The organism is Flavobacterium sp. (assembly GCF_030146175.1).
In the GTDB taxonomy this organism is placed as follows: Bacteria; Bacteroidota; Bacteroidia; order Flavobacteriales; family Flavobacteriaceae; genus Flavobacterium.
The window spans coordinates 1-8,024 of the sequence record NZ_JASLCE010000094.1; the positions used below are offsets into that span (position 1 = coordinate 1).

Sequence of the window (8,024 nt, forward strand, 5' to 3'; positions counted from 1 at the left end):
TTAATGCGATTTTTAACGTAGCCGATATGGCGATATCCGTAGCGGTAGGAATGCTGATTGTGTTTAATAAAAAAGCCTTCGGAAAATAAAATAAAAAAAGCGTCATCTCTGACGCTTTTTTTATTTCTGTTGTCCCGGAGCAAAAGGCTTGGCGCTTTTGGTTCCGTAAATTTTCTTCGCTTGACCCGGAGGAAGCGGCTTGCCGGAATTGCTGTTTCCGGTCGTGTGAACCGTTGTGCTGCAACCGGAAAGGATAAGTGCAAAACTGCAACCTAAAAGTAGGACAAATGACTTCATAAGCTAAAAAGTATAAATTTTATCTGGGGTAATACAATAATCCAAAGCGATATCGCTCTCAAATACATCGGCAATCGCATTTTCGGCCTCAAAAAACGACAATCCAACCTTAATCACATCTTCTTTGCATTCCGAAAGAAAACGGTCGTAAAAGCCTTTTCCGTAGCCAACGCGATGTCCGTTCGTGTCAAAAGCCAATAGCGGAACAAAAACCACATCGATTTTTGCCGAAGGAACTTCAATCCCGTCTACCGGTTCCGGAATGTTGTATTCGTTTTTCCGGATCTTCGTACTATCGGTTAACAAATAGTGTACCATTTTTCCGGTTTCAAAATCCGATTTCGAAATAACCGTTTCTTTGTCCTTACCAGCCAGGATTTGTAAAACAAACTCGGTGTCGACTTCATTTTGTTCAGTGATCGGAAGAAACAAATGATAATAGGTGTAATTCCAGATATCTGTCTGCAATAAACGGTTGGCGATTTCGAGACTTTTGGTTTCGATCGCTTCCGGCGAAAGTGCTTTTCGCAGTTCCTTATATTTTTTTCGCAACTCGCGTTTAGTTGTCATGGCTTAAAGTAGTTGAAATATGATAAATCGCATCACCCTGATATACAATTGGCGATTCGTTTACATTGATAATATAACCGGAATTTGGTGCTTTTAGCTTGTGTTCTTCTTTGCCATACGGATCGGAAACCACTGCAAGCAAATCACCGCGTTCTACATATTGACCAATTTCGGTATTGCTGTGAAACAAGCCGGAAAAACGGGCGCGTACCCAGGTCGATTTTTCAATATAAATAATTTTGTCTTCCGGCGTATTCGTTTTTTGTCGGTCGTTTAGCATATGCAGGTAATCCAATACTCTTTTGGCGCCGTCTACTCCTTGTTCGGTTATGATGTTATTGATGTCATTGGATTTTCCGCCTTCAAAAAGCAACATTTTTACACCCAGTTTATGACAGGCACTGCGAAACGAACCGTTGATATTTTTGGAGAACAATGTAAACGGTGCGTGAAAAACATCGGCCAGTGCTTTTAATTCGGTGTTGTCCGGAATGATCCGGATTTGTGCCGCATTAAAACGACTGGCGCCACCGGCATGAAAATCGATGGCATAATCCACGTGAGGAATGATTTCTTTTAGTAGATAATAGGCAAACCGACTGGCCAGTGAACCGGTTTTACTACCTGGGAAAACCCGATTCAAATCCCGTCCATCCGGGAATTCACGCGTTTTGTTGACAAATCCAAAAATGTTTATGATCGGAATACAGATAATCGTCCCGATTTTGGGTTTGTTGATTTTCTGTACGATGAGTTGTCGGACAATTTCCGTCCCGTTAATCTCATCGCCGTGTAATCCGGCCGTAAATAAAACGGTTGGTCCGGCTATTTTGGAGCGTTCTACAATGATCGGAATTTTTAATTTGGTCATCGTGTGGAGCTTCGCAATTTCCATATTGATGGTTTTGCTTTCGCCCGGTAATACAGTCTCTTTTAGTATCGTAATGCCTTTGTGCTGGTAACTCATAAATATAATCAAAAGATAAAAGTAACTATTTCTGCGGTAAGCCGGCTAAGTTGATGCTGTTTTTCGGTTATCAGAAATGTTATTTGTAAATTTGAATGCAATTCCGAAAATAGCAGACTTACAATGAGTATTCCTTCTTTAGAGCTTCAGATACAAACCTTACCCGATAGTCCGGGTGTTTATCAATATTATGATAAAGACGGAAAAATATTATATGTCGGAAAAGCCAAAAACCTCAGAAAGCGGGTCGCTTCCTATTTTAATAAAATACACGATACGGCCAAAACAAACGTTCTGGTCAAAAAAATCGTATCCATTAAACATATTGTTGTTCCAACGGAAACGGATGCGCTGTTGTTGGAAAACAACCTGATCAAGAAATTGCAACCGCGGTATAATGTCCTTTTAAAAGACGATAAAACCTATCCGTGGATCTGTATTAAAAAAGAACCCTTTTCCCGGATATTTCCAACCCGTAATATGGTAAAAGACGGATCGGAGTATTTCGGGCCGTATACCAGTTTTAAAACGGTAAATACGCTGTTGGAACTAATCAAGGAGTTATATCCGTTGCGGACGTGTAATTACGATCTGAGTAAGTCGAATATCGATAGCGGAAAGTTTAAAGTATGCCTCGAATACCATATCGGAAATTGTAAAGGCCCTTGCGAAGGCTATGAATCACTCGAAAATTATCAGAAACACGTCAATGCGATTCGGGAAATCCTAAAAGGTAATTTTAAAGAAAGTTTAAAAGACTTTAAAAAGCTGATGATCACACTTGCTTCGGAAATGCGGTTTGAAGAAGCGCAAAAAATAAAGGAAAAAATCGAAGTGCTGGAAAACTACCAGGCCAAGTCGACCATCTTAAATCCGAAAATTTCGAATATCGATGTGTTTTCGATTGTATCGGACGAAAGTATGGCATATATCAATTTTCTTCAGATTTCGCATGGAGCGATTGTACGTTCGCATACGATGGAGTTGAAAAAGAAACTCGAGGAAACCGATCAGGAGTTACTCGAATTGGCCGTAGTGGAACTTCGCGAGCGTTTTCATCTCAATTCAAAAGAAATCGTAGTGCCGTTCGAAATGGATTTGGGAGAAACGATAAAAGTTACCGTACCCAAACTGGGCGATAAAAAACAAATTCTGGATTTGTCCGAACGAAATGCCAAATACTATCGTTTGGATCAGCTAAAGCAAATCAAGATTGTCGATCCGGACCGACATACCAACCGAATCATGGCGCAAATGCAAAAAGACCTGCGTTTGTCGGTCGAACCGCGTCATATCGAATGTTTCGATAACTCCAATATTCAGGGAACAAACCCGGTTTCGGCTTGTGTGGTGTTTAAAGATGGCAAACCGAGCAAAAAGGATTACCGCCATTTTAATATCAAAACCGTCGAAGGACCCAACGACTTTGCCTCAATGGAAGAGGTGGTATACCGTCGTTATAAACGCCTGCTTGACGAAAACGAATCCTTACCGCAACTAATCATTATCGACGGTGGTAAAGGACAATTGTCATCGGCTTTAAAAAGTCTTGAGGAATTGGGATTGCGCGGTAAAATTGCCATTATCGGAATTGCGAAACGACTGGAAGAAATCTACTATCCGGGCGATTCGGTTCCGTTATATCTCGATAAAAAATCCGAAACCCTGAAAACGATTCAGCATCTTCGGAATGAAGCACACCGTTTCGGGATTACATTCCACAGGGATAAAAGAAGTAAAAACGCTTTGCAAACGTCGATAGAATCCATTCCGGGCATCGGTGAAAAAACCATGATTACGCTGTTAAAGCATTTCAAATCGGTAAAAAGACTCACTCAGGCATCGGAAAAAGAAATTTCTGAGGTCGTAGGGCTTTCAAAAGCCAAAAAAATTACCGAATTTTACAAGGCAACCAATTCGACCAAGTGATATGAAAAAAATACTACTGCTACTTTTGAGCCTATGTTTGATACAGGCGATACAAGCACAGGATAAAAGGCCTAAAGTCGGAGTTGTATTGAGTGGTGGTGGCGCAAAAGGACTGGCGCATATTGGTGTGTTAAAGGTGCTGGAAGAAGCAGGAGTTCAGGTCGATTATATCGGAGGAACCAGTATGGGGGCGATTATCGGCGGATTGTATGCCTCCGGATATTCGGCGCGACAGTTGGATTCGATATTCCGTGAAGTGGATTCGGATGCCTTGCTACAGGATTATATTCCGCGTGCATCCAAAAGTTTTTTCGAAAAACGCAATGACGAAGTATATGCGTTATCACTTCCGTTTAATAAATTTAAAATCGGAGTTCCTACGGCTTTGTCAAAAGGATTGTATAATTATAACCTATTGACGCGACTTACCAATCACGTGCGACATATACGCAATTTTAACGATCTTCCAATTCCTTTTGTTTGTATTGCAACCGATATTGAAACCGGACAAAAAGTAGTCCTGAACAAAGGAATATTGCCTCAGGCGATTTTGGCGAGTGGCGCTTTTCCATCGTTGTATTCGCCGGTGGAAATCGATGGTCGTATTTTGATCGACGGGGGTGTAGTGGATAATTACCCAATCGAGGAAATTAAAAAAATGGGTGCAGATATTATTATCGGTGTCGATGTACAGGATGGATTGAAAGATCGGAATACCATTGGCGGTGCTACGGGAGTACTGTTGCAGATCACGAATTTCTCAATGATCGGGCAGATGGAAGCCAAAAAGAAAGCAACCGATATTTATATTAAGCCCAATATACAAGGCTATTCGGTGATTTCGTTTGATCAAGGCGGTGAAATTATCAAAAAAGGTGAGGAAGCGGCTTTTTCCGTTTATGAAGATCTGGCAAAACTCGGCGAGATCGCCAGTAAATCGGTACTGTTCGAACCGCGAAGGCTTACCGATACACTGCAAATTTCCAAAATTGAAATCAATGGAATTGAAGGTTATACCAGAGCCTATGTTTTGGGAAAACTGCGCTTTCATCAGAATTCAAAAATCACAAATGCCGCGCTGGATAAAGGAATCAATAATCTAAATGCCACACAAAACTTTAGTTCGATTTCCTATTATTTCGAAGAAGCCGAAAAAGGAGATAATCTGGTGCTGAGTTTAAAAGAAAACCCGATGAACCGGTATCTAAAGTTCGGATTGCATTACGATGAACTGTATAAAAGTGCAGTGTTGCTCAATCTGACACAGAAAAAGTTCCTGCTAAAAAACGACGTGGTTTCACTGGATGTTATTTTGGGGGACAATTTCCGATATAACCTGAATTATTATATCGATAATGGCTTTTACTGGAGTTTTGGATTTAACTCCCGCTACAACCGATTTAATAAAAATGTGGCAACCGATTTTAGCGACGGACAAATATTGACAAACCTGGGGCTAAAATCGATTAATGTTGATTTTTCCGATTTTACAAACCAAATTTACCTGCAAACCGTTTTTGCTCAGAAATTCCTGATTGGCGCCGGATTGGAACATAAACATCTTAAAATACGCTCTTCCACACTCGAAAATATCGGTGGTGTAATAAGCAGCGACGATTATTTTTCCATTTTCGGAAACCTGAAGTACGATTCCTTCGATCAGAAATATTTCCCGAAAAGAGGTTGGTATTTTTCCGGTGATTTCCATACCACGGCCTATACAAAAAACGATCATGATCGTTTAAGTCAGTTTTCTATTGCCAAAGCAGATGCTGGTATTGTTAAAACGTTTTACAAAACGATCTCACTAAAAGTACAGTCGGAAGCCGGATTTACAATCGGAAAAGAAGGTGTGCCGTATTTTAATTTTGTATTGGGTGGTTATGGTTATCAGATGATTAACAATTTTCGCCATTTTTACGGCTACGATTTCCTGAGTATTGCCGGCGACAGCTATATAAAGGGAAGCGCAACACTGGATTATGAATTCTATAAAAAACACCATATCAACTTTACGGCAAACTATGCCAATGTAGGTCAGAAAATCTTTAATACGACCGATTGGTTTTTAAATGCCAACTATTCCGGATATGCACTCGGTTATGGTTTTGAAACACTTATCGGGCCAATTGAAGTGAAATACAGTTGGTCGCCCGAAACCAAAGACGGCAATACCTGGTTCAGCGTAGGTTTTTGGTTTTAATCTTACAAAAAACGTTTTAAAAGCGACATTTTTCGGATTAAACTGTATTTTATATGTGAATGTTTTTAAAAAATTATATTTTTGGAAACTAAAAAAAACCGAAAAACTATATTTATGTCAATTTGGAAACGTAAACCACTGGGGCAACTCATCGAAGAAGCCTCGGAATCAGAAAAAGGATTAAAGAAAACATTAACGGCATCGGGATTAACCGCGTTAGGTGTAGGAGCGATTATTGGAGCGGGATTGTTTTCGATTACCGGTTTGGCTGCGGCAACCAATGCAGGACCGGCGATTACCATTTCTTTTGTTGTGGCGGCTATCGGATGTCTTTTTGCCGGTTTATGTTATGCTGAATTTTCATCCATGATTCCGGTTGCAGGTAGTGCGTATACCTATTCGTTTGCCACTATGGGGGAATTCGTTGCCTGGATTATCGGTTGGGATCTTGTACTGGAATATGCCGTTGGTGCGGCAACCGTCTCCATTAGTTGGTCGCGCTATCTTACAAAATTTTTAGATGGCTATGGTATTCATCTCAGCGAACAGTTGACGCATTCGCCTTTTGAAGGTGGTTTGATTAACATTCCTGCGGTGCTTATTGTAATGGTTATGTCATTAGTATTAATGCGCGGAACAAAAGAATCGGCTTTAGTAAACGGTATTATCGTATTGCTTAAAGTAACAGTGGTATTGGTGTTTATCGCATTGGGATGGCAATATATCCGTCCGGAAAACTATACCCCGTATATCCCGGAAAACACAGGTACTTTTGGTGAATTCGGATTTACAGGAATCATCCGTGCTGCGGCGATCGTATTCTTTGCCTATATCGGTTTTGATGCGGTGTCGACTGCTGCTCAGGAAGCGAAAAATCCGAAAAGAGATATGCCAATTGGTATTTTGTTATCGTTGATCATCTGTACAGTACTGTATATCTTGTTTGCGCACGTAATGACCGGAGTAGTAAATTATTCTGCTTTTGCAGGAGCCGATGGAATTGCACCGGTGGCTATTGCGATTGATCATATGGGAGTAGCCGATGCATCGGGTATGATTACGCCGGCTTATCCGTGGTTGAATAAAGCGATTATCCTTGCGATTTTAGCAGGATATGCTTCGGTAATTTTAGTAATGTTAATGGGACAAAGTCGTGTATTCTTCTCGATGAGTAAAGATGGTTTGATGCCAAAAGTATTCTCGGAAGTACACCCAAAATATAGAACACCGGCTAAAAACAACTTGTTATTCATGTTGATTGTGAGTTTGTTTGCAGCATTTGTTCCGGCTCGTGTAGTTGGAGAAATGACCAGTATCGGAACCTTATTTGCCTTTATCCTGGTATGTCTTGGGGTAATTGTAATGCGAAGAACAATGCCGGATGCGCCAAGAGCGTTTAAAACACCATTGGTGCCGTTAGTGCCAATATTAGGTGTTGGGGTATGTTTGTTTATGATGGTGTTCCTGCCGTTGGATACATGGATCCGTTTGATCGTTTGGATGATGATCGGTTTCGACTTGTATATTTTCTACGGAATGAAACACAGTATCCTAAACGGTGGTTCGTTTGACGGTAAAAGCTACCGAATTGTAAGCTTATCCGGATTAGCAATGGTAGTAGCTCTGGTTGTAGTAGCTTTTGTACACCATTCGAACCCTGAAATCGACGATACGTTCCTATATTATTTCTCACTGATTTTTGCAGCAATTCACGCTGTAGTCTATGCATTGAGTTATAAAAAGAACAAATAAGAAAAAAATAGTTTTAAATTCCCAAAAAAATGACGATATCGCTTTTTTTGGGAATTTTTATTTTAAAGAAATGTGATAAAATCCCGATATTTGTATGATCATGAGTTTACATTGGGAAGGCTTATTAGGACTGCTAAAATACCTCATTAAGAGAAATCCGGAATGAGCGGATTGTTTATGTTAAAATATTTCAACAGCACTGCGAGTAATCCGGGTTGTACATTTTAAATTTTTAAAATTAAAAAATATGCCATTTTATCATAAATTAGGACAGATTCCACCAAAAAGACATACCATCTTTCGTAA

Annotated in this window: 6 protein-coding genes and 1 pseudogene; 4 read left to right on the forward strand and 3 right to left on the reverse strand. The window is 40.2% G+C overall.

The genetic code is table 11. The features are described from left to right. Positions 1 to 89, forward strand: a pseudogene (locus Q1R07_RS10915) (lipoprotein signal peptidase); the annotation flags it as partial. Between the two features lie 31 nt (positions 90 to 120). Here Q1R07_RS10915 and Q1R07_RS10920 read toward each other — a convergent pair. Genes Q1R07_RS10920 through Q1R07_RS10930 form a run of 3 tightly spaced genes read right to left on the reverse strand, consistent with a single transcriptional unit; the run spans position 121 to position 1,834 of the window. Further along, a complete protein-coding gene (locus Q1R07_RS10920; RefSeq protein WP_300489881.1) occupies positions 121 to 297 on the reverse strand; it encodes a hypothetical protein in 177 nt (58 codons plus the stop codon). A 3-nt stretch (positions 298 to 300) separates the two neighbouring features. After that, on the reverse strand, positions 301 to 867 hold the full coding sequence (locus tag Q1R07_RS10925; RefSeq protein ID WP_300489883.1) for a 5-formyltetrahydrofolate cyclo-ligase: 567 nt from the start codon (positions 865 to 867) through the stop codon (positions 301 to 303). Beyond that, positions 857 to 1,834, reverse strand: a complete 978-nt coding sequence (locus Q1R07_RS10930; protein ID WP_300489886.1) for a succinylglutamate desuccinylase/aspartoacylase family protein — start codon at positions 1,832 to 1,834, stop codon at positions 857 to 859. Before Q1R07_RS10930 ends, Q1R07_RS10925 begins: the two co-directional genes overlap by 11 nt. Positions 1,835 to 1,957: 123 nt before the next feature. Here Q1R07_RS10930 and uvrC point away from each other — a divergent pair, with 123 nt between their 5' ends. From uvrC to Q1R07_RS10945, 3 genes are all read left to right on the forward strand, one after another. Next, a complete protein-coding gene (gene uvrC / locus Q1R07_RS10935) occupies positions 1,958 to 3,763 on the forward strand; it encodes an excinuclease ABC subunit UvrC (protein ID WP_300489889.1) in 1,806 nt (601 codons plus the stop codon). Between the two features lies 1 nt (position 3,764). Continuing rightward, entirely contained in the window at positions 3,765 to 5,966 is a 2,202-nt protein-coding gene (locus tag Q1R07_RS10940; RefSeq protein ID WP_300489892.1) for a patatin-like phospholipase family protein, read from the forward strand. Between the two features lie 114 nt (positions 5,967 to 6,080). Then, on the forward strand, positions 6,081 to 7,718 hold the full coding sequence (locus tag Q1R07_RS10945) for an amino acid permease (RefSeq protein WP_300489895.1): 1,638 nt from the start codon (positions 6,081 to 6,083) through the stop codon (positions 7,716 to 7,718). Positions 7,719 to 8,024 lie beyond the last annotated feature (306 nt).